The 20,322-nt window shown below is 69.4% G+C and carries 15 protein-coding genes; 4 read left to right on the top strand and 11 right to left on the bottom strand.

The annotated features are described in order from the left end of the window. Window positions 1-21 precede the first annotated feature (21 nt). The gene (locus TU34_RS03995) at window positions 22-1,284 is read right to left on the bottom strand and encodes a DNA polymerase III subunit delta' (RefSeq protein ID WP_045821526.1); all 1,263 of its coding nucleotides are present in this window, start codon (window positions 1,282-1,284) and stop codon (window positions 22-24) included. A gap of 57 nt (window positions 1,285-1,341) precedes the next feature. On the opposite strand from TU34_RS03995, the gene TU34_RS03990 reads away from it, so the two are divergent. Next, window positions 1,342-3,117, top strand: coding sequence for an adenylate/guanylate cyclase domain-containing protein (locus tag TU34_RS03990; RefSeq protein ID WP_065973480.1), 1,776 nt, complete (start codon window positions 1,342-1,344; stop codon window positions 3,115-3,117). A 12-nt stretch (window positions 3,118-3,129) separates the two neighbouring features. Here the strand turns inward: TU34_RS03990 and TU34_RS22225 are convergent, their stop codons facing one another. The 4 genes from TU34_RS22225 to TU34_RS03970 all read right to left on the bottom strand — a co-directional run bounded on the left by TU34_RS22225 (window position 3,130) and on the right by TU34_RS03970 (window position 8,262). After that, a complete protein-coding gene (locus TU34_RS22225; RefSeq protein ID WP_082079814.1) occupies window positions 3,130-4,017 on the bottom strand; it encodes a GGDEF domain-containing protein in 888 nt (295 codons plus the stop codon). Continuing rightward, on the bottom strand, window positions 3,989-7,087 hold the full coding sequence (gene topA, locus TU34_RS03980) for a type I DNA topoisomerase (RefSeq protein ID WP_045821525.1): 3,099 nt from the start codon (window positions 7,085-7,087) through the stop codon (window positions 3,989-3,991). Before topA ends, TU34_RS22225 begins: the two co-directional genes overlap by 29 nt. Window positions 7,088-7,328: 241 nt before the next feature. Further along, window positions 7,329-7,907, bottom strand: coding sequence for a hypothetical protein (locus TU34_RS03975; protein ID WP_045821524.1), 579 nt, complete (start codon window positions 7,905-7,907; stop codon window positions 7,329-7,331). Between the two features lie 151 nt (window positions 7,908-8,058). Beyond that, complete coding sequence (locus tag TU34_RS03970; protein WP_045821523.1) at window positions 8,059-8,262, bottom strand: cold-shock protein; 204 nt, start codon at window positions 8,260-8,262, stop codon at window positions 8,059-8,061. 322 nt (window positions 8,263-8,584) lie between these two features. On the opposite strand from TU34_RS03970, the gene TU34_RS03965 reads away from it, so the two are divergent. Both TU34_RS03965 and TU34_RS03960 read left to right on the top strand, forming a co-directional pair. Continuing rightward, on the top strand, window positions 8,585-10,915 hold the full coding sequence (locus TU34_RS03965; RefSeq protein ID WP_420835152.1) for a DEAD/DEAH box helicase: 2,331 nt from the start codon (window positions 8,585-8,587) through the stop codon (window positions 10,913-10,915). Window positions 10,916-11,083: 168 nt separating this feature from the next. After that, window positions 11,084-12,637, top strand: coding sequence for a stealth family protein (locus tag TU34_RS03960; protein ID WP_045821522.1), 1,554 nt, complete (start codon window positions 11,084-11,086; stop codon window positions 12,635-12,637). On the opposite strand, the gene TU34_RS03955 is transcribed toward TU34_RS03960, so the two are convergent. The 4 genes from TU34_RS03955 to TU34_RS23480 all read right to left on the bottom strand — a co-directional run bounded on the left by TU34_RS03955 (window position 12,574) and on the right by TU34_RS23480 (window position 16,955). After that, window positions 12,574-13,551: a metallophosphoesterase gene (locus TU34_RS03955; protein WP_082079825.1), complete on the bottom strand. Its 978-nt coding sequence runs from the start codon at window positions 13,549-13,551 to the stop codon at window positions 12,574-12,576. The two genes, TU34_RS03960 and TU34_RS03955, sit on opposite strands and share 64 nt — an antisense overlap. 82 nt (window positions 13,552-13,633) lie before the next feature. Next, window positions 13,634-14,536, bottom strand: a complete 903-nt coding sequence (locus TU34_RS03950) for a tagatose-bisphosphate aldolase (protein ID WP_045821521.1) — start codon at window positions 14,534-14,536, stop codon at window positions 13,634-13,636. 74 nt (window positions 14,537-14,610) lie between these two features. Next, window positions 14,611-15,951 carry an FGGY-family carbohydrate kinase gene (locus tag TU34_RS03945; RefSeq protein WP_045821520.1) on the bottom strand — a complete coding sequence of 447 codons (1,341 nt, stop codon included), beginning with the start codon at window positions 15,949-15,951 and terminating at the stop codon, window positions 14,611-14,613. Continuing rightward, window positions 15,948-16,955 carry a LacI family DNA-binding transcriptional regulator gene (locus TU34_RS23480; protein WP_045821519.1) on the bottom strand — a complete coding sequence of 336 codons (1,008 nt, stop codon included), beginning with the start codon at window positions 16,953-16,955 and terminating at the stop codon, window positions 15,948-15,950. The genes TU34_RS03945 and TU34_RS23480 overlap by 4 nt, the downstream gene beginning before the upstream one ends. Window positions 16,956-17,041: 86 nt before the next feature. Between TU34_RS23480 and TU34_RS22865 the strand changes: the two genes are divergently transcribed. Next, the gene (locus TU34_RS22865) at window positions 17,042-18,277 is read left to right on the top strand and encodes an HAD-IA family hydrolase (protein WP_160298503.1); all 1,236 of its coding nucleotides are present in this window, start codon (window positions 17,042-17,044) and stop codon (window positions 18,275-18,277) included. 11 nt (window positions 18,278-18,288) lie between these two features. Here the strand turns inward: TU34_RS22865 and TU34_RS03930 are convergent, their stop codons facing one another. Together TU34_RS03930 and TU34_RS03925 are read right to left on the bottom strand one after the other, a co-directional pair. Beyond that, complete coding sequence (locus TU34_RS03930) at window positions 18,289-19,299, bottom strand: LacI family DNA-binding transcriptional regulator (RefSeq protein WP_238981160.1); 1,011 nt, start codon at window positions 19,297-19,299, stop codon at window positions 18,289-18,291. A gap of 52 nt (window positions 19,300-19,351) precedes the next feature. Further along, the gene (locus tag TU34_RS03925; RefSeq protein ID WP_045821517.1) at window positions 19,352-20,077 is read right to left on the bottom strand and encodes an SDR family oxidoreductase; all 726 of its coding nucleotides are present in this window, start codon (window positions 20,075-20,077) and stop codon (window positions 19,352-19,354) included. Window positions 20,078-20,322 lie beyond the last annotated feature (245 nt).

Genomic DNA, 20,322 nt, shown 5'->3' with positions numbered 1-20,322 from the left:
GCCGCGTCGACCGCCCCGGGTCTAGCGACGCAGAGCGGTGGCGACGTCGGCGACCATGGCGTCGACGGCGAACTTCGGTTTCACGTTCACGTCGAGGGCCTCGCGGCACGCCAGCACCGCCTCGACGCAGCGGAGCAGCTTCTCGGGTGAGGCGAAACCGGCCATCCGCAGGGTCTGCTCGGAGTGGTCGGGATGCATCGCGGCGACCGGCGCGGCATAGGAGGCGACGACGGCGTCGCGGAACAGCGCGGCCAGATCGACGAGCGCGCGGTCGAGCACGTCGCGCTGCAGACGTGTGCGGCGCGACTTCTGCTGCCGCTCCATGTCTTTGAGGAAGCCCGCGGTGCCGCGCATCGCACCACCGGCGCCCTTGCCGGTGCCGCCCGCGCCCAGCGCTGTGCGCATCTCCTCGGTCTCGGCCTCGTCGAGGACGGCGCTGATGGCCTTCGCCGAGTTCTCGGCGGTCTTCACCAGCGCCTCGGCCGCGCCGTAGGCGGTCGACTCGTTGGTCGCCGCGCGTGCGAGACCCAGCGCCTGGTTGCGTTCGGACCGGGCCGATTCGTCGGTGGCCAGGCGCCGTGCCCGACCCACGTGACCGCCGCTGACCGACGCGGCCCATCGCGCCCGCTCGGCGTCGATGCCGTCGCCGATGAGCACCGCGGCGATCGAGTCGACGCCCGGCATGGTCAGCGGGACGTGGCGGCACCGCGAACGCAGCGTCACCGAGATGTCCTCGGGATCGACCGACGGCGCACACAGCAGGATCACCGTGCGCGAGGGCGGCTCCTCGACCACCTTGAGCAGTGCGTTCGCGGCCTGCTCGGTGAGTCGGTCGGCGTCCTCGATGAGAACGATCTGCCACCGACCCACCCCGGGACGACGCGACGCGATCTGCACCGTCTCGCGGATCAGCTTCACCGAGATCGTGAGGCCCTCCGGGACGATGCGGCGCACGTCACCGTGGGTGCCGGCCATCACCGTCGCGCAGGCGTGGCAACGACCGCACCCGACCTCGCTGCCGGGCAGGCCGGTGGCGATCTCGCACTGCAGAGCGGCCGCGAAGCACTGCGCGGCCACCGACCGGCCGCTGCCGGGCGGACCCGTGAACAGCCAGGCGTGGGTCATCGAGTTGCGGGGTGCGGGTACCGCGTCGCCGAACATCGACTCGACCCCGCCATCAGAGTCGTCGAGGGCCGCCGAGGCGCCGACCGCCGACCGCGCGGCGGCCGACAACTCGTCCACCACGGCCTGCTGGCCCACCAGGCGATCGAACACCGACGTCACGGGAGCGATCGTAATCGCGCGCTCCGACACCCCTGTCGGCACTGTCACCAACGGCAGATGCCGACCCTGTGCGCCCGCTACCGTGAACAGGTGGTCCAGAGACAGTCGCGTCTGCAGCGGGGTGTGCACCTGTTGCGGTGGCTGGCGCACACACCGTGGCCGATCCTGGCCCTCGACCTCGTCCGCGCGAACATCATCGGCGCCCTGTTCACCTTCGCGTTCCTGCGGTTCGGCATGCCGTACCAGTACACGGTGCGGATCCAGGAGATCAGCACCTCGAACCAGGCGGTGTTCGTCGCGTACCTGGTGGCCGCCACCTTCGTCGGCGGGTATCTCAGCATCCTGCTGACGCTGCCGGTGCTCATCTGGCACCGGAGGCGTACCCGTCTCGACAACGAGATGGCGCGCAATCGCGCGCTCCGACTGCCGGTGCTGCTCACCGCGGTGAACCTCGGGTTGTGGACCGTTGGTGGCATCCTGTTCGCGCTGCTGAACCTGCCCGCCTCGGGCGCGACGGCGCTGGTGGTGTGGATCGCGTCGGCGATCGGCGGGTTCGTCTCCTGCGTACTGGGGTACATGCAGTCGGAGAAGGTGTTGCGTCCCATCACCGTCTCGGCGATGGCCAACGACCCGACGAGCGCCGTCGCACCCAGCGTGACCGTCCGCATCACCCTGTTCTGGAGTGTCAGTGTGGTGGTGCCCCTGCTGGCGATCGTCGGTCTCATCGTGGGCCAGCAGTTCGGGCTGGTGCGCACCGATGCCGAGGGCCTCCAACGACCGCTGCTGTGGCTGGCCGTCGCGTCGGTCGTCTTCGGGTTGATCGGTCTGGTGCGGCTCGTCGGCGCGATCGCCGATCCCATCAAGCAGCTCCGCAACGCCCAACGCCTGGTCAGCGAGGGCAACTACGACACCTCGGTCCGCATCTACGACGGCAGCGACCTGGGTCTGTTGCAGGCCGGGTTCAACGAGATGGTCGGCGACCTGCGCGAACGACAGCAACTGCGGAACCTGTTCGGTCGCTACGTCGGCGAGGACGTCGCACGGCGCGCCATCGAATCGGGTACCGAACTCGGCGGCGAGGAACGCTACGTCGGGGTGTTGTTCGTCGACATCGTCGGATCGACCCGACTGGCGGTGACCCGTCCGCCCCGCGAGGTCGTCGATCTGCTCAACGACTTCTTCCAGGTGGTCGTCGAGACCGTCGGTCGCCATGGCGGGTTCATCAACAAATTCCAGGGTGACGCCGCCCTGGCGATCTTCGGTGCGCCGCTGGACCTGCAGGATTTCGCGGGTCAGGCACTCGCCGCGGCACGTGAACTGCGCATCGAGCTCGAGCGGACCCTGGGTGAGACCGACGTGGGCATCGGCGTCTCGGCGGGCAAGGCGATCGCCGGCCACATCGGATCCGAGCGGCGACTCGAGTACACCGTGATCGGCGACCCGGTCAACGAGGCGGCGCGGCTCACCGAGATGGCCAAGGACGAACCGACACGGGTCCTGGGGTCGGCGCGCGCGGTGTACCTGGCGTCGGACGCCGAGGCCGAGTGCTGGGACATCGGTGAGGGCGTGGAGCTACGTGGTCGGGGCATCGAGACCAAGCTCGCGCGTCCGAAGTTCGCACTGGTCATCGAGGACGACGGAGATGTCGACAGCGACACCGACGGCGTCGTCGACGCGGCCGTGGGCGCCTCGCACACGACACCGTCGGGCACGTCGGCCGCGGCCGACACGCGGTCCGCGGCCGGAGAGGGGTCCGCGGTCGGCAGCGAGAACGCCGGGTCGACCGGGACCGTCGATGAGGACGACGACGAGGAATCCCGCAGCAGCGTCTGAAGGACGCCGCGATCAGTCGCCGAGCACCCGCCCGCGACCCTGCCGTTTCGCCTCGTAGAGACGTTCGTCGGCCCGCGTGAAGCAGTCGGTCGCCGACTCGCGGGCACGCACCGTGGCGTACCCGGCGCAGAACGTCTGGCCGTCGGGGACCCTGCGGGCCAGACCGCGGAGCACGCCGTCGATGTGGACGGCCGCCGAACCGGGCAGCGCGAGGGCGAACTCCTCGCCGCCCCACCGGGCGAGCACCGCCGGCTCGCATGCCGATGCCACCATGGCCCGCGCGAACTCGGCCAACAGACGGTCGCCCGCGTCGTGGCCGCGGGTGTCGTTGTAGTCCTTGAACCTGTCGAGATCGATGATCGCGAGAACGAGATCGCCGCCGCCGCCGTGCGCGGCGACGCGTTCGAACTCGGCCAGGTGCGTCATCCACCCGCGACGGTTGAGCAGCCCGGTCAACTGGTCGGTGCTCGCCGCGGTCAGCAGGTCGTCCTCGGTGCGCCGGCGGTCGGTCGTGTCGTGGATGACCGCCATGGTCCACCGGCGGCCGCCGGGACCGACGACGGGACTGGCCGAGACCCACCCCCACCGAACAGCGCCGTCGGGGTGCAGGTAGCGCTTCTCCACGCGCAGGACCTCACCGCGCTCGGCGGCATCGGCCATCAGACGGTCCATGGCCCGGTGCTGCGCGAGATCGTCGTCGTGGGTGAAGTCGCGTGACGACCGGCCGGCGATCTCGGGCCACGATCGACCCACCATCGCGCAATAGGCGGCATTGGCCACCACCAGCAGACCGTCCTCGTCGGCGAGCGCCATGGGCACGGTGCCGGCCTCGAACATCGCTCGGTACCACCGGGAGTCGAGGTCGACAGGGTCACTCGTCGGAGTCGGACCCGGTTCCATCGGTTGCCACCGTCTTCGTCGCTGCGGACTTCTTCGCGGGCGCCTTCTTGGCCACCGTCTTCTTCGCCGGCGTCTTCTTCGCCGGCGCCTTCTTCGCGACCGCCTTCTTGGCCGGGGCCTTCTTCGCGGCGGTCTTCTTGACCGTCGCCTTCTTCGCCGGCGCCTTCTTCGCCTTCTTCTTCACCGGCCCCCGCGCGCGGCGGTCGGCGAGCAGTTCCATCGCGCGTTCGTCGGTGATGGAGGCGACCTCGTCGTCCTTGCGCAGGCTGGCGTTGGTCTCGCCGTCGGTCACGTACGGGCCGAAGCGACCGTCCTTGATGACCATCGGCTGCTCGCTGACCGAGTCCTTGCCCAGCTCTCGCAGCGGCGGGGCCGCGGCCGCGCGACCACGACGCTTGGGCTCGGAGTAGATCTTGAGCGCCTCCTCGAGCGTGATGCCGAAGATCTGGTCCTCGGCGCTCAGCGACCGGGAATCGGTGCCCTTCTTCAGGTACGGGCCGTAGCGACCGTTCTGGGCGGTGATCTCCTCGCCGCTCTCGGGATCGGCACCCACCACACGCGGCAACGACAGCAGCTTGAGCGCGTCGTCGAGGGTGACCGTCGCGATCTCCATCGACTTGAACAGCGACCCGGTGCGCGGCTTGGGACCGGCCTTCTTCGCGGCGACCTTCTTCGTCGCCTTCTTGGCCGCGGTCTTCGTGGTCGCACCGGCCTTGGTGGCCACCGCGGTACCGCCACCGGAACCGCCGGACGCAGCCGCGCCGTCGCCGTCGAGCGGGGTGGGGCCGGGCGGAACCGTCAGCGCCGGAACCGAATTCCCACCGTCGCCGCTGTCGCCGTCGGACTCCTCATCCGGATCGGGCAGGATCTCGGTGACGTAGGGGCCGAAACGGCCCTCCTTGGCGACGATCTCGTGGCCGGTGACCGGATCGACGCCGAGCGTGCGACCCTCCTGCGGCGTGCTGAACAGCTTCTCGGCGACCTCGATGGTCAGCTCGTCCGGGGTCATGTCGTCGGGCAGGTTCGCCCGCTGCAGATCCGGTTCGGCGTCGGGGCCGGCGACGTTGCGCTCGAGGTACGGCCCGAACCGACCCACGCGCACGACGACCGGTCGACCCTGGTCGTCGTCGAAGAGCTTGATGGAGTTGATCTCCCGGGCGTCGATCTCCTCGAGGTTCACGCCGACGAGCTTCTTGAGCCCGCCGTGGGCGGCGACATCGGAGCTCGCCGCGGAGTCGGTGGAGTCCTCGGAGGCGTCGGCGCCGAAGTAGAACCGCGACAACCAGTGCGTACGGTTCTCCCGACCCGAGGCGATCTGGTCGAGGTCGTCCTCGAGCGACGCGGTGAAGTCGTAGTCGACGAGGCTGCCGAAGTACGCCTCGAGGAGCCCGACGACGGCGAACGCCACCCACGACGGGACGAGGGCGCTGCCCTTCTTGTGGACGTACCCGCGGTCCTGGATGGTGCCGATGATCGACGCGTACGTCGAGGGGCGACCGATGCCGAGTTCCTCGAGCGTCTTCACCAGCGACGCCTCGGTGAACCGGGCGGGCGGGTTCGTCGAGTGGCCGGCCGCCTCGAGGTCGGCGGCGGTCAGGTGCTGCCCCTCGGTCAGCAGCGGCAGCCGCACCTCCTCGTTGTCGGCCTGTCCGCCGGCCTGCTCGTCGACGGTCTCGACGTAGGCCGACAGGAAGCCGGGGAAGGTGATGGTGCGACCCGACGCGGCGAACGTCGCGCGCTCGCCCGAGGTCGCGGTGCCGCTGATCCGCAGGCTCATCGTGGTGCCGCGCGCGTCGGCCATCTGCGAGGCGACGGTGCGCTGCCAGATCAGCTCGTAGAGCCGGAACTCGTCGGACTGCAGGGCCGAGGCGACCTGGCCGGGGGTGCGGAACGTCTCGCCGGCCGGGCGGATGGCCTCGTGGGCCTCCTGGGCGTTCTTGACCTTGCGGGTGTACTGCCGCGGGGTCGGGTGCACGTAGTCGGCGCCGTAGAGCTCACGGGCCTGCCCGCGGGCGGCGTTGATGGCCGACTCCGACAGCGTCGTGGAGTCGGTACGCATGTAGGTGATGTAGCCGTTCTCGTACAGACGCTGCGCGATGCGCATGGTCCGGTCGGAGGTGAACCGCAGCTTGCGGCCGGCTTCCTGCTGCAGCGTCGAGGTCATGAACGGCGCGTACGGGCGGCGTGTGTACGGCTTCTCCTCGACCGAGGTGACCGAGAGGTCGGCACCCTGCAGTCCGGTGGCCAGTGCGTTGGCGCGGGCCTCGTCGAGCACCACCACGCCGTCGGACTTCTTCATGCGGCCCGCCGCGTCGAAATCGCGGCCCGAGGCGACGCGGTTGTCGTCGACGGAGACGAGCTTGGCCTTGAACGTGCGCGGCGAGACGTCGGCGCCCGCGTCGAGGGTGGCGTCGATGTCCCAGTACGAGGCGGAGATGAACGCCATCCGCTCGCGTTCGCGTTCGACGATGATGCGGGTGGCCACCGACTGCACGCGGCCCGCCGACAGCTTCGGCATGACCTTCTTCCACAGCACCGGCGACACCTCGTACCCGTAGAGGCGGTCGAGGATGCGGCGGGTCTCCTGGGCGTCGACGAGGTCGACGTCGAGATCGCGCGGGGTGTCGGCGGCGGCCTGGATGGCCGACTGGGTGATCTCGTGGAACACCATGCGCTTCACCGGGACGCTGGGGCGCAGGGTCTCGAGCAGGTGCCACGCGATGGCCTCGCCCTCGCGGTCACCGTCGGTGGCGAGGTAGAGCTCGTCGACACCCTTGAGCAGTTGCTTGAGTTCGGTGACCGTGGACTTCTTGTCCGGCGACACCACGTAGAGCGGTTCGAAGTCCTGCTCGACGTTGACCCCCAGACGGGCCCAGGGCTGTCCCTTGTACTTGGCGGGCACGTCGGCCGCGCCACGCGGGAGGTCCCGGATGTGTCCACGGGACGACTCGACGACGTAGTTCGATCCCAGATATCCGGCGATCTTGCGGGCTTTGGTGGGCGACTCGACGATCACGAGGCGGCGCACATTGCCACCGGAGCGGGTGGACGCGGTGTCGCTATCAGCCACTGTCTGTGCCTGCACCTTTCTACCGGCCTGTTGGGTAAGGCCTTCTATATGTGTTCTGACGGCATCGGAGACGGTCCGCGCAGCCGACACATCTGGCTTGTTCTACCCCATATAACAGCCTATTGACACAACGCCGCTGGGAGCCCAAAGGTTTCCGCGGCGCCGGACACCCCGCGTCAGGGCGCCGCGAGGTGGGAGAACAGGCAGCTCAGCGGGGTGATCGATCTGACAAATGAATGTGTCACACCGTGGGCCAGAATCCGACGGCATCGAGGTGCCCGGGCGGTGCGCCGATGTTCTCCAGCAGACGCGACAACCGACGGCGGCCGGCGATCCGCAGGGCCGGCGAATGACCGCGGGTGCCGACGAGGGTGGGCGCGATCCCCGCGCGCATCAGCGCGGTCGCCAGCGGCGAGTGCGTCTCGGGGGCGTGCGGGTCGAGACCGAGCAGATAGCGGTCCTCTTCACGACGGCCCGCGGCGATCGCCCACAGCCGCAGCGCGCGCGGACTGGGCACCCAGTCGGCGGGCATCGTCTTCACCGCACCCTTCACCCAGGAGCGGGTGAGGGCGTCGAGCGACTTGGAGGTCTCGGTGCGCGCCATGGGCGAGCCCTCGTCGGAGACGGCGGGGTGCGCCCGTACGCCGCACAGTTCGATGTCCTCGACCAGTGCGTCGGCACGCCACTGCGCGTCGACGACGATGGAGACCCGACTACCGGCCGGGGAGAACGACGACTGCCCATGCGCGGCAAACAATCCCGACAGATCCTCCAGTGAGGGCTCGTCGGTTTCTGCCGAGAAGAAGGACAGTTGGCCCACGGTCGGGAACTCTACTCGAACGAATGGTCGACTGGGCCGTGCATCTCCGGACGCGCCGGACGAGGCCGGTCGCACCCGACCTCTCGACGCACAACGCCCCCGACGCGCCGCGATGAGCGGACGCCGGGGGCGGTGTCGAGAGTGTGCGAGCTCAGACCGCGCGGACGCCGGTGGCCTGCGGACCCTTGGTTCCCTGACCGACCTCGAACTCGACGCGCTGGTTCTCCTCGAGGGTGCGGAAACCGGATCCCTGGATCTCGGAGTAGTGGACAAACACGTCGTCCGGTCCATCATCAGGCGCGATGAAGCCGAAGCCCTTTTCCGCGTTGAACCACTTCACAGTTCCCTGTGCCATTTCTTGCATTCCTTTACTGACTCACCGGATACGTCACGATGTGTCACCGCGACGGGCCCGTTCCGACCGCCATACCGACTGGCGACGTTTGCGGACCAGCCGCGCACTAACCTTGGGTATTACGCCCGCAACACGTTCTCGGGGGGCAGACCATCCGTGCCGTGTCGACCCTTGCAGAAGCCCCCGAAAGCTGCGACCGACGACAGTCAATCATGAACATGTCGCCCCCGACAGTCGCAGAACTCAAACTGAACAAAACATCGTCAGATTTCAGGCCACCGACATCTGTCGGTAACGCCGAGGGCCACCGAAAGGCAGCTGCGTGACCAGCATTTCCCCGGGCGACTCGTTCGGCGAGCAGTTGCTGCACCGTTCCCTGGCCGGCGTGGACCCGGATTTGTCACCTGTCACATACAAGACCGTGATGCGTTCGCAGACAGCACAGTTCACAGAGTGGCCGGACTGGGTCACCGAGCCGGTGCGCGCGGCCTACGCCGACATCGGCGTCCGCCGCCCGTGGACCCATCAGGTGACCGCCGCGCAGCACGCCCACGAGGGCACCCACGTCGTCGTCTCGACCGGCACGGCCTCGGGCAAGTCGATGGCCTACCAGCTGCCGATCCTGTCCGACATGACCTCGGGCGCGGCGCCGCACGGCACGGCTCTCTACATCGCTCCCACAAAGGCATTGGGCGCCGATCAGATCCGCGCGCTCACCTCGTTGACCGCCGGGCGTCGCGAATTCGCACACATGGCGCCGTGCGCATACGACGGCGACACCGAGCCCGACGTGCGCCAGTGGGCGCGCGAACACTCGCGGTGGATCTTCACCAACCCCGACATGCTGCACATCGGATTCCTCGGTTCCCCCGGGCGTTGGCGACACTTCTTCCGCAACCTGCGCTACCTCGTGATCGACGAATGCCACCACTACCGAGGGGTTTTCGGCTCACACACCGCACTCGTGGTGCAGCGGACGCTGCGGCTGGCGCGCGCGGCCGGGGCGAACCCGACGGTGATCGCGGCCAGTGCCACCGCGGGCGAACCCGCCCGCGCGCTCGGGCGCCTCATCGGTGACGACTGCGTGGCGGTGACCGACGACGGCTCCCCGCACGGCGAGCGGACGGTCGCCCTCTGGGAGCCGACGTTCACCCCCGGGGTGACCGGCGAGCACGGCGCACCGGTCCGACGCTCGGCGGGCGCCGAGGCCGCGCGCATCATGGCCGACCTCGTGATCGAGGGCGCCCGCACGCTGTGTTTCGTCCGCAGCCGACGCGGCGCGGAGATCACCGCGCTGTCGGCCCGGCAGATCCTCGCCGCCGCCGATCCCGAGTTGGTCGGTCGGGTGGCCGCCTACCGCGCGGGCTACCTCGCCGACGACCGACGGGAGCTCGAGGCGGCGCTGAGCGACGGCACGCTCCTCGGCGTGGCCACGACCAACGCCCTCGAACTCGGCGTCGACATCGCCGGGCTCGACGCGGTCGTCGTCGCCGGCTATCCCGGCACCGTCGCGTCGTTCTGGCAGCAGGCCGGCCGCGCCGGGCGGCGCGGGGAGGGGTCGCTGGTGGTGATGGTCGCGCGCGACGATCCGCTCGACACCTACCTCGTGCACCACCCCGAGGCGCTCCTGGAACGGCCGGTGGAGGTGAGCGTCACCGATCCCACCAACCCGTACGTGTTGGGCCCGCACCTGCTGTGCGCGGCGACCGAGCTCGCCCTGACCGAGGCCGATGTCGCGGCGTTCGACGCCGCCGACGTGGTCGCCGACCTCACCGCCCGGGGCCTGCTCCGGCGGCGGCCCGCGGGCTGGTACCCCGCGGCCGGGCTGTTGCCGCATGGCGAGATCGACATCCGCGGCGGGATCGGCGGGCAGGTCATGATCGTCGACGGCACCACCTCGCAGCTGCTGGGCACCGTCGACACCGGCCGCGCGATGTCGACGGTGCACCCCGGTGCGGTGCACCTGCACCAGGGCCGGTCGTTCGTGGTCGACGAGCTCGATCTCACCGACGGCCTCGCGATCACCCACCCCGAGGACCCCGAGTGGTCGACGTCGGCACGGGAGACGACCGCGATGGACATCACCGCCACCACCCGATCCTGGCGGTCGGGTCCGCTCACCGTCGCGCTGGTCGACGTCGACGTCACCCACCAGGTCGTCGGGTACATGCGGACCCTGCACACCGGCGAGGTGCTCGACGTCATCGACCTCGACATGCCGCCGCAGACCCTGAGCACGCGGTCGGTGATGTACACCCTCGAACCCGAGGCGCTCGAGGGAGTCGGGGTGCCCGTCGACCGGTTCCCCGGCGCCCTGCACGCGGCCGAACACGCGGCGATCGGCCTGCTCCCGCTGATCGCGACCTGCGACCGCTGGGACATCGGCGGCCTGTCGACCAACATCCACGCCGACACCGGCCTGCCGACGGTCTTCGTCTACGACGGCTACCCGGGCGGGGCGGGTTTCGCCGAACGCGGGTTCACCGCGTTCGGGACCTGGATCCGGGCCACCCGCGATGCCGTCACCGACTGCCGATGCGAGAGCGGATGCCCCTCGTGCGTCCAATCGCCGAAGTGCGGCAACGGAAACGAACCGCTCGACAAGGCCGGGGCCATCGCGGTGCTGAACCTGTTGCTCCGCGAGATCCCGTAGCCGCAGTTCATCCGGTCGTCACCTGCTTGTCAGGTGCCGTATGCTGGGCAAACACGCATCGGCTCCTGCCCCGGGTCGCGTCACCTGGGAAGGATCGCCATCACCTCGTCACCATCGACCCCCGACCTCCGTCTCGTTCCCCGCACCACGGGATCGTCACATCCGTTGGTGGACAACGCCTCCGGCCTCACCCGAAGCCTTCGGACCCGCGACGACATCGTCGAGTTCCGCGGTCGCCTCGCACTGCGCAACGTGATCACCACCCCGCTCGAGGCCACGATCGCCGATCTGCTCTTCGTCCGGGACGTCCTCGACGCCGCCGACATCGACTACCTGTTGGTGCGCGGCAACGACGACCGGCCGGTGCTGGCCGTCGACGTGACCCGCGGACCCGACCTGCGCAGCGCACTCACGGTCGGCTGCGCGCGCGAACCGTTCTACGCCAAGGCCATGGACATCAAGGGGTCCCGGCTGGGTCTCATCGCCGCCGGCGCCCTGTCGGAGATCGCCGACGCCCGCATCCTGCGCATCCACCGACCGCGAGTCGAGCCCACGAGCGGGATGCACTACGGCACATCCGGTTCGGTCCAGATCGAGCTGTGGTCGTTCACCGCGACCGAGATCAGTGCGCCGGTGGTCAATTCGCTCACGAGACGATCGATCCCGGCCGCCGAGGCGATCCACGGAACCGTGGAGCGATACGGCCTGAGCTGGCCGACCATCGAGAACATGTTCGACGCCCACGCCTCCGACATCGGTTTCGACATCGACATCGTGTTCTCGTGGGTCGACGGATCCTCGGCGGAGTTCCAGGCGCAGCGCGCGAAGCGGATGAAGCACTACGTGGTGGGCTCCGGTGACGATTCGGCCGCGCGGTTCCGCCAGATCGACGAGCTGAAATACGCTCTGCGGTCGGTGCACATGTACGCGCCGTGGATCCGACGCATCTTCGTCGCCACCGACTCGCCGCGACCGGCATGGCTCGCTGACGACCCCCGCGTGACCTTCGTGCGCAGCGAGGAGTTCTTCGCCGACACCTCGGTGCTCCCCACCCACAACTCGCAGGCCGTCGAGTCGCAACTGCACCGCATCCCCGGGCTGTCGGAACACTTCCTCTACTCCAACGACGACATGTTCTTCGCCCGCCCGGTGTCACCGGACATGTTCTTCTCCCCCGGCGGCGTCAGCATGTTCGTCGAGGGTGCGGTCCGGATCGGTCTGGGTCACAACGACTCCGAGCGCAGCGGCTTCGAGAACGCCGCCCGCGTGAACCGTCGGATCCTCAAGAGGCGCTTCGGTTCGGTCACCACCAGACATCTCGAGCACGTGGCCACCCCGCTGCGCAAGAGCGTGATGGCCCAGATGGAACGCGAGTTCCCCGAGGAGTTCGCCGCCACCGCGGCCAGCGCGTTCCGGTCGAGCGAGAACATCTCGGTGACCAATTCGCTCTACCACTACTACGCGTTGCAGACCGGCCAGGCCGTGGTGCAGCGGGGCGCGAAGGTCCGCTACATCGACACCACCACGGCCGCCGGACTGCGGGCGATGGGCAAGCTCCTCCCTAAGCGGGCGGTCGATTTCTTCTGCCTCAACGACGGCAGCTTCCCGGAGGTCGATCTCGACGTGCGGACCGCGACGGTGACCGACTTCCTCGACCGCTACTTCCCGATCGCATGCGAGTGGGAGACGTCGATGACCGGTTCGGCCGCGCCCGGTCGCTGAATCGCACGCTCGGCGACGCGACGTCGGTTGCGGGCGCTCTCGCCGATCGTGACCTGGTGGGCGATGAGCCGCGCACGGACGTCGACGGCGCTGACGGCCTCGCCCACCGCCGACTGCCCACGCATCGGGACCACCGAGTGCACGACGGTGTCGGGGTACACGCTCACCAGGTTGTGCGACTGCGCGCCGTCACGACCGCGGATGGCCCCCACCGAGATCGCGAGGTCCTGGGTGTAGCTGGTCGCCGAGACCACCGACACCGGTATCCCGGCGAAGGTCGCACTGGTCGAGTGGTGCAGGTGCCCCGACAGGATGGTGCGGATGTCGCTGCCGCGCACCACCTCGGCGAGTCGGTGTTGATCGAACAATTCGACCAACACCGAGAGGTCAAGCACCGCGGGGATCGGCGGGTGGTGCATCACGAGGATGCTCCCGTAGGTCGACGGGACCTCGAGAACACCGGCGAGCCAGTCCAACTGGGCGTCGGTGATCTCGCCGTGGTGGTATCCGGGAACCGTGGTGTCGAGCACGATGATCCGCAGACCGTCGATGTCGTGGACCAGGTCGACCGGCGCACTCGACGGCTCGGTGTCGAGCAGGTGGCTGCGGAACTGTGCACGGTCGTCGTGGTTGCCCATCGCCCAGACGACCGTGGCACCGATCTCGGCGGCGATCGGTTCCACGAGGACACGCAGAGCGCCGTATGCCGTGGCCTCGCCGCGGTCGACGAGGTCGCCGCTGAACACCAGGGCGTCCGGCCGGATACCCGAACTGCCGATGTCGTCGAGGATCTCCCGCAACCGCAGGCCGCTGTCGACGTCGTCGTAGAGCACCCCCTCGGCGACGATGTGGGTGTCGCTGAGATGGAGCAGCGTGAAATCGGGCCGGGGGTGCTCGGCCGTCCGGGCTGTCAACTGCACACGATGTTCATCGCGACCCACAGTAGTCCCGTCTCACCGCGGCCGCGGTGCTCGCGGCCGCGGTACGAGCCACGGATCAGGCGAGGACCGGCACGCGGTGGTCGACGGCGTCGGCGAGCTCGCGCAGGCGCGGCAGCGCCCGATGGGTGAGCAGGTCGGCGCGGGTGTCGGCCGAGACCGCCATGGAGTCCTTCCACAGCGACCGACCGGCCATGGCACCACCGGCACCGTTGTCGACCGCGATCCGGACCTGCTCGACGAACGTCTCGTGGTCGACGCCGGCCGACAGCACGGCCCACGGCACACCGTTCGCGGCCTCGGTGACCGCGGCACAGGCCTGCGCCGAACCGGGGTACTGCAACTTGAGCACCTTCGCGCCGCACGCGACCGACAACCGGGCCGAGTCGGCGATGAGGGTGCCGAACGCGGCACGGTAGTCCTCGTCGCTCTCGCCCTCGAGCTGGTAGGTGAGGATCTCGACGATGAGCAGGACGCCCTCGGCGGTGGCTGCGGCGGTGAGGTCGCGGATGGATTGGGCGGCAACCGAATCGAGTCCCTGGCGGTCGGGGCGCAGGTACCAGAGCATCTTGGCGGCGTCGCCACCGAGCTCGCGCACGGTGCGCGGGGTCACGCCGTCGACGAAGCGGGTGTGGCGCAGACCGTCGACGGTCTCGAACCCCGACGCGTCCATGCCGACCACGAGCGCCGTGTCGCGCGAGAGGGTGCCGTCGTCGACGATGCGGGGCAGCGCGACCTCGGGGTCGAGGAGGATCGCGGGCGCGTGGTTGCCGAGGTGTCGCACGAGATCTGCCTTGGCGTCGGCGAGTTGGGGTGCGGTCACCGAGCCGGGGCCGTCGGGCGCGTCGGTCATGACGGCCTTCATGCCGTTGCGCTGGTCGCCCGCGACGATGAGCATGTTGCCCTCGGCGGTGGAGATCGCGGCCATGCCGCGCTTCTCGATGGTGGTCAGTTCGTTCACGATGATCTCTCCTCGGTGTGGGGTTCAGGGTGTGGGGTGCGGGCTGTCGGGTTCTGCGATTCGGGTTCTGGCGGTCACACGACGGAGTCCGCAGTGAGCAGTCGTGCGGCGAATCGGGTTGCGCCGTAGGCGGTGTCCTGGCTGCGCGTCGACACCGTTACCTCGGGCAGGATGCGGGCTCGGGCGTCGCGCACGCAGCGCATCCCGCTCCATCCCCCGGTCAGCACCGTCGATCGGGCGGGCGCGATCTCGCGGTCGAGAGCGGCGATCAACCGGACGATCTCGTCGTTGCCGTGCTCCACCACGGCGGCGAAGATCTCCGCCGAGCTGACACCGTCGGTGCGGACGGTCACCGACAGCACGCCGTCGTCGTTGCGGGCGCCGGTCACGTCGATGCCGCCGTCGGCGAGCGCGTCCGGGGGCAACGCGCACACACGCTCGTCGAGACGATCGCGGCCCTCGCGGTCGGAGATGTCGAACATCTGCAACGTGCGGCGCATGATCAGCCCGGTCTTCACCCCGGCCACCAGCACGTGTTTGCCGGGGACCACGTGGCGCACCGCGTTGATCAGGTGCTCGGCCAGCCGCGCGCGCGCCTGCGGCGTCGGGGGTTCGTCGAGCACCCGCAACAGCACCTCCGCGGTGCCCATCGACACGTGGTAGCCGTCGTCCGGGATGGCTCCGCCGGCCTCGGCCGACACGAGGTGGTCGTGTCCGGCCACCGTGAGTCGCGCTCCGGCGAACGCGGTCGGCAGCCATGCGGTGTCGGCGGCCCCGAGGTCGGTGCCGGCGTCCACGAGCGGCGGGAGGATGTCGTCGGTGATCCCGAGATGGTCGAGCAGCGCCGTCCACGGCCGTCCGGTGTCCTGATCGAGCAGCCCGGTCCGCGACGCCAGCGAGTACTCGCCGACCTCCGCGCCGCCGAGCATGCGGACCACGAACTCCGGCAGGGTGAACCAGCGCAATCCGGTGAGGTCGAGCCCCTCGGTGCGCAGATGGGCGATCTTCGCCGCCGACACCTGGGCGCCGACCGGCAGACCGGTGTGCGCGGGGAAGTCGCGGCGCAGGTGGTCGGGGAGCGCGGCCATCTCGGCGGCACCGCGGGGGTCGAACCACGCGAAAGCGGGTGCGACCACGGTGCCTGCGGTGTCGACCAGGAAGCCGGTCTCCCCCATCCCGGACACGGCGACGGCCTCGATGCGCGTGTCGTCGGGCAGTCGACGGGCGACCGCGGTCATCAGGTCGACCACGACGGCCTCGAGAGCGGGCGCGTCCATGTCGGTGGTGCCCGCGGGTCCGTTGCGCCACGGTGTGGGACGCGACTCGATGAGCACCTCGGTCCCGTCGACCTCGGCGACGAGCATCTTCACGCCGGTGCTGCCGAGGTCGAGGCCGGCGACGAGGCGCGCGGTCATGCCGTGCCCCCGGCGACCGTGAGGGTGTCCGAGGCGCGGGCGATGAGGCGTGTGTCGGCCCGCAGGTCCACCGCCTGACCGTCCGGGTCGTCGAAGCGGGCGACGAGACGCTCGAACGCCAGCGCGCCGATGTGGCGCGGGTCCTGATCGATGCACGTGATGGACGGCGCGACGGCCTCGGCGAGTCCGAAACTGCCGAACGAGATCATCGCGACGTCGGTGCGGTCGAGTTCGTGCAGCACCGAGACCACCGAGGTCGCGTGACGCGCATTGGACACGAACAGCGCCGTCGGCGGATCGGGTTGTGTGAGAAGCGCATCGACGACCGGGCGGACGGCGTCGGCGTGGTGGGCCACCTCGGGCATGAACCGCTCCTGCGCGGTGATGCCGTGGCGGGCGAGGGTGTCGACGAAGGCGTCGCGCCTGCGTCGCGCGGTCTGCAGTCGCTCGTCGAGTCCCACCAGCGCGAGGCTGCGGTGCCCGGCGGCGACGAGACGTTCGACGGCGTCGGTGGCCGCGGCGTAGTCGTCGACGGTGACCGAGTCGAACCCGGGCACCGAGCGGTCGACGGTGACGACCGGAAGGGTGGACTTGCGCGGGAGGAGGAAATCTCCGTGGTCGCCGACCGGCGCGAGGATGATGCCGCGCACGTGCTGACCCGCCAACCGCATCAGCTGGTCGCGTTCGCGGTCGGGATCGAAACCCGTGCTGCCCACGATCACCGCGAGCCCGAGTTCGAGTGCCCTGTCCTCGATCTCGCGGACCAGAGAGGCGAAGAACACGTCGTCGATGGAGTCCACGACGATGCCGATCGCGTTGCCCGCGCCCGATTTCAGCGAGCGCGCCGCGGAATTGGGGACGTAGTCGAGTTCGACGACGGCGGCCTCGACGCGTGCGCGTAGTTCGGGCAACACGGTGTCGACCCCGTTGACCACCCGCGACACGGTCTTGAAACTGACCCCGGCGCGAGCCGCCACGTCTTTGATGCTGGCACGATCCGCCACCGGCGCTCTCCTCCTGACAACGTTGTCTTGGTGCGCGACCGCCGAGGGGTTTCGGCGAGACAACGTTGTCTCGTATGATCCACAGCGTGGACCGCACCTGTCAAGCCCCTGCCCCCTCCGACCGGACATCGCAGGCGGTCGTCGCCATCGCCGGCAGCGCGGGCAGCGGGAAGACGACGCTCGGCCGGGCGCTGGCGTCAGCGCTGGGACGTCCGATCCTCGACCTCGACACGCTCACCAATCCCCTGCTCGATCGACTGCCGCTGCGCGGCGTCGACGGACACTGGAACACCGACGGACCCCACCGCGTCGCCGTCCGTGACGCCCGCTATGCGGTGCTGCGTTCGGCCGCAGGCGATCTGGTGGCCGTGGGGCAGAGTCCGATACTCGTCGCACCGTTCACCGCCGAACTCAGCGGTGGCGACGCATGGCGCGCACTGGTCGACGCGGTCGCGCCCGCGTCGGTGACCGTGATCCACCTGACCGGGACACCGGAACTGCTCGAGTCGCGCCGTGCGCACCGGGGTGCCGACCGCGATCGACAAAGGCCGCAGGTCGATCCGACCGCCGAGGTCGCCGTGGAGGTCATCGGCATCGACGCCGCACTGACCACCGACCAACAGGTCTTCCGGGTGCAGCGCGCCCTCGGTGTGCGCACACCGGTCGACGCGGCGTCCGCGCTGTTCGGCGAGACCTTCGACGCGGTCCTCTTCGATCTCGACGGCACCCTGGTCGACTCCACCGCGGCGGTGCATCGCAGCTGGTCACGGGTCGCCGACGAGTTCGGATTCGATCTGCACGATTCCGCCATCGGACACGGCATGCCCGCCGCCGCGGGGCTCTCGGCGATCCTCGGTCCGGACGTGGGACCCGCGGCCGGCGCACGACTGATCGCCCTCGAGACCGAGGACGTGTCGGACGTGACGGCGATCTCCGGCGCCCTCGACATACTCGCGGGTCTGCACGACATGCCCTGGGCCGTGGTCACCTCGGGCACACCACCGGTCGCGGGGGCGCGGATGGCCGCGGCCGCGATCTCCGCGCCCCACATCGTGATCACTGCCGACGACGTTGAGAACGGAAAGCCCGATCCCGAGCCCTATCTGCTGGGTGCGAGCCGACTCGGTGTCGATCCGCGACGCTGCCTGGTGGTGGAGGACGCCCCCGCCGGCATCACCGCGGGACGCGCCGCGGGGTGCCGGGTGCTCGGCGTACGGGGCACCGTGGACCTCACCGATTCCGGGGCCGATCTCGTGGTCGACGCCCTCGATCAGGTCGAGATCGTCAGGCGTGGAGAGGGATTCGCACTCGTCCCGAGGTGACGCCCACGGGTTCAGTGCCGATGTGGTCGTGCACCCGACACCGCACCGGGCGAACACGATGCACGCACCACCAGTTCCACGTCGAGCACGTTGCGCCGACGGTAGCGACGCTGGGGGTGCTCGATGCGGCCGAGGATGCGTTCGATGGCCTGGCGGCCGAGTTCGGCGGGGTTCTGATCGATCACGGTGACCGGCGGGCACACCGCGTCGGCCAGGGGGAAATCGCCGAACCCGACGAAGGCCACGTCGTCGAGACGCAGGAGTTGGATCCCCGGCACACAGTCCATGGCAACGCGGGCGTTCGAGAGGAACAGCGCGGTGGGCGGATCCTCGAGCGCCATCAGGTCACGGAGCGCCGTGACGGCCTCGCCTCGGTCCATCACACCGGTGACCACCAGCGCGTCGTCGACCGTGAGATCGCGCGCGGCGAGTGCGTCGCCGTACCCGGCGAGGCGGTTGCGGGTGGTGGGGATGTCGGAGTTGTCGCCGATGAAGGCTATGCGCCGATGCCCCTTCGCCAGCAGGTGTTCGGTGGCGATCACCGCCCCGCCGTGATCGTCGTCGACGAAGCTGTCGGCGGTGATGCCGTTCGCGGCACGGTCGACGAAGACGGTGGGTGTGCGCCCGATCCACCGCTTGAGGTACTCGTGATCGACCCCGGTCGGCGCGATGATCAGACCGCTGAGCTGCCGGCGCAGCAGCGACTCGACCAGCCCCTGTTCGGCGGCGCCGTCGGTGCCCAGGCTCGTGATGAACACGGCCATGTCGTTCTGGCGCGCACGGTCCTCGATCGCCCGGGCGATGGAGGCGAAGAACGGGTCGGCGATGTCGGGGACGGCCACCCCGACCGCGGCGGTGTGACCCGCGCGGAACGACGTGGCGATCGTGTTCGGCACGTAGTTCAACGATTCCAGCGCCGCGGTCACCCGCGCGCGGGTGTCGGGATCGACGTGCGGGTCGTCGTTGTAGACCCGCGACACCGTCTTGGCGCTCACGCGCGCGAGCGCGGCGACATCCTGCATCGTCGTCACGGCCCCACCTCCTCCTCGAGTGCCATCCTGCCGGTCATCGCGCTCAGCGGCAGGTGTATCCACCGTCGATGGGCAGGCTGACGCCCGAGATCATCGACGCGTCGTCGCTGAGCAGGAAGGCGATGGGGCCCGCGATCTCGTCCTCGGTGGCCCACCGCCCGAGCGGCATCGCCTCCAGGAACGGGCCCTCGATCTCCGGCCGGCCCCAGTAGAACGCCGACATCTCGGTCATCACCACGGTCGGGTTCACACTGTTGACGCGGATGCCGTGCGGCCCGAGCTCGAGAGCCGAGACGCGAGTGATGTTGTCCACGGCCGCTTTCGACGATCCGTAGGAGATGTGCCCGGGCAGGGCCACCAGGCTCGCCTGGCTCGACACGTTGACGATCGAGCCTTTACCGGCGGCGATCATCGCCGGAGCGACGTATTTGGTGACCAGCAGGGTGCCCCGGGCGTTGATGGAGATGACCTTGTCGAAGATGTCGATGTCGGTGTCCTGCGGGGTGGCGATCTCGCCGCCGAAGCCGCCGCAGTTCACCACGCCGTCCAGCGCGAGACCGGCCAGCGCGTCACGGATCTCGTCCTCGGAGGTCAGGTCGAACGCCAGTGGCGTCGCACCGGTCTCGTCGGCGAGTTTGTCGAGCACATCGATCTCCCGACCCGAGGCGATGACGCCGGCGCCGTCGGCGACCAGTCGACGCACGGTGGCGCCACCGATGCCGCCGCTGGCTCCGGTGACCAGGATCGTCTGTCCGGTGAAGTCGGCCATCGCGACCCTCCCTCTCGTCTCTGTCATGTCATCGATGTCATCACTCACGGATCGCGGCGCACATGTCATCGATGTCATGGACAGTAGACGACACCAGCCCTGGCCGTCCCGCGTTTGCGCAATTGATCGTCTAAACCCAGTTCAGAGCCGTGACACGGTGTCACGAACCGTCGTCCCGGCGCCGTCGTCGTGGACACGTGCCGACACTGTCATGTCATCGGTGTCATGAATTTCTTCCGAACGCG

The organism is Williamsia herbipolensis (assembly GCF_000964005.1).
Lineage (GTDB): Bacteria > Actinomycetota > Actinomycetes > Mycobacteriales > Mycobacteriaceae > Williamsia_A > Williamsia_A herbipolensis.
This window is presented reverse-complemented; position numbering and strand designations above follow the sequence as displayed.

Bases quoted from the DNA above. Each gene is read 5' to 3' on its own strand.
- TU34_RS03990 (WP_065973480.1), top strand. From the start codon at position 1,342: ATGCCGACCCTGTGCGCCCGCTACCGTGAACAGGTGGTCCAGAGACAG.
- TU34_RS22225 (WP_082079814.1), bottom strand. From the start codon at position 4,017: ATGGAACCGGGTCCGACTCCGACGAGTGACCCTGTCGACCTCGACTCC.
- TU34_RS03970 (WP_045821523.1), bottom strand. From the start codon at position 8,262: ATGGCACAGGGAACTGTGAAGTGGTTCAACGCGGAAAAGGGCTTCGGC.
- TU34_RS03945 (WP_045821520.1), bottom strand. From the start codon at position 15,951: ATGACCGCGCGCCTCGTCGCCGGCCTCGACCTCGGCAGCACCGGCGTG.
- TU34_RS03930 (WP_238981160.1), bottom strand. From the start codon at position 19,299: ATGCAGGATGTCGCCGCGCTCGCGCGCGTGAGCGCCAAGACGGTGTCG.
- TU34_RS03925 (WP_045821517.1), bottom strand. From the start codon at position 20,077: ATGGCCGACTTCACCGGACAGACGATCCTGGTCACCGGAGCCAGCGGC.